The organism is Bacillaceae bacterium S4-13-56 (genome assembly GCA_040191315.1).
Taxonomy (GTDB): domain Bacteria; phylum Bacillota; class Bacilli; order Bacillales; family JAWJLM01; genus JAWJLM01.
Genome location: JAWJLM010000172.1, coordinates 1 through 1,018, shown reverse-complemented (window position 1 = coordinate 1,018; position 1,018 = coordinate 1). Strand labels below are relative to the sequence as shown.

General features: G+C 45.2%; 5 tRNA genes and 1 rRNA gene. All 6 read left to right on the top strand.

Going from position 1 to position 1,018, the window contains the following annotated elements:
* Positions 1 to 267: 267 nt before the first annotated feature.
* The 6 genes from rrf (at position 268) to RZN25_18440 (ending at position 963) form a co-directional block, all read left to right on the top strand.
* Positions 268 to 383, top strand: a 5S ribosomal RNA gene (gene rrf / locus RZN25_18465).
* A gap of 26 nt (positions 384 to 409) precedes the next feature.
* A tRNA-Val gene (locus RZN25_18460) sits at positions 410 to 485 on the top strand.
* A 129-nt stretch (positions 486 to 614) separates the two neighbouring features.
* Positions 615 to 690 (top strand) — tRNA-Lys (locus tag RZN25_18455).
* Between the two features lie 9 nt (positions 691 to 699).
* Positions 700 to 781, top strand: a tRNA-Leu gene (locus RZN25_18450).
* A gap of 5 nt (positions 782 to 786) precedes the next feature.
* Positions 787 to 861: transfer RNA gene (locus tag RZN25_18445), tRNA-Gly, on the top strand.
* Positions 862 to 874: 13 nt separating this feature from the next.
* A tRNA-Leu gene (locus RZN25_18440) sits at positions 875 to 963 on the top strand.
* Positions 964 to 1,018 lie beyond the last annotated feature (55 nt).

Below are 1,018 nucleotides of genomic sequence, written 5' to 3'. Positions count from 1 at the left end.
GACGGATACTAATCGATCGAGGACTTAACTATAAATATAAAGCAAAGGCGACTTGACTGAGAGGCGTTGGAACTTCTGACCGAGAAGACATTAGTCTTCGACTAAGAAGGGAAACGACCGAAAAGCTAGGAGCTGAAGCTAGATTGAAATAAAACTTTGTCAAAAAAACTCATGTCATCTTATTCAGTTTTTAGGGTGTAAATAATTTAAAAAATCGCTTGCATTTTAACAGAAACATTATATAATATAACTTGTCCTTGAAAATTGTCTGATGGTAATGGCGAAGAGGTCACACCCGTTCCCATGCCGAACACGGAAGTTAAGCTCTTCAGCGCCGATGGTAGTTGGGGCATTGCCCCTGCCAGAGTAGGACGCCGTCAGGCGATTTCGTTAAGGTACAAGTACCCCTGGAGGATTAGCTCAGCTGGGAGAGCACCTGCCTTACAAGCAGGGGGTCGCAGGTTCGAGCCCTGCATCCTCCACCATTTTAAAAAGTTACCAACAATTAGATTTTGACGAATTATAAATAATGTTGTAGAATAAGATTCCTTGAGAAAACAAGCGTTGGTATCAAAGATGAACTAACTATTTAAATTAGTTCATGTGTTAAGCATGAGCCATTAGCTCAGTCGGTAGAGCATCTGACTTTTAATCAGAGGGTCGAAGGTTCGAGTCCTTCATGGCTCACCATTTAAATATGCGGGTGTGGCGGAATTGGCAGACGCGCTAGACTTAGGATCTAGTGTCTTATGACGTGGGGGTTCGACTCCCTTCACCCGCATTAATGCGGAAGTAGTTCAGTGGTAGAACACCACCTTGCCAAGGTGGGGGTCGCGGGTTCGAATCCCGTCTTCCGCTCCATATTTTTTAATGTGCCGGGGTGGCGGAACTGGCAGACGCACAGGACTTAAAATCCTGCGGTAGGTGACTACCGTACCGGTTCGATTCCGGTCCTCGGCACCATATTTGTTTTAAATAGATGCGCCCGTAGCTCAATTGGATAGAGCGTTTGACTACG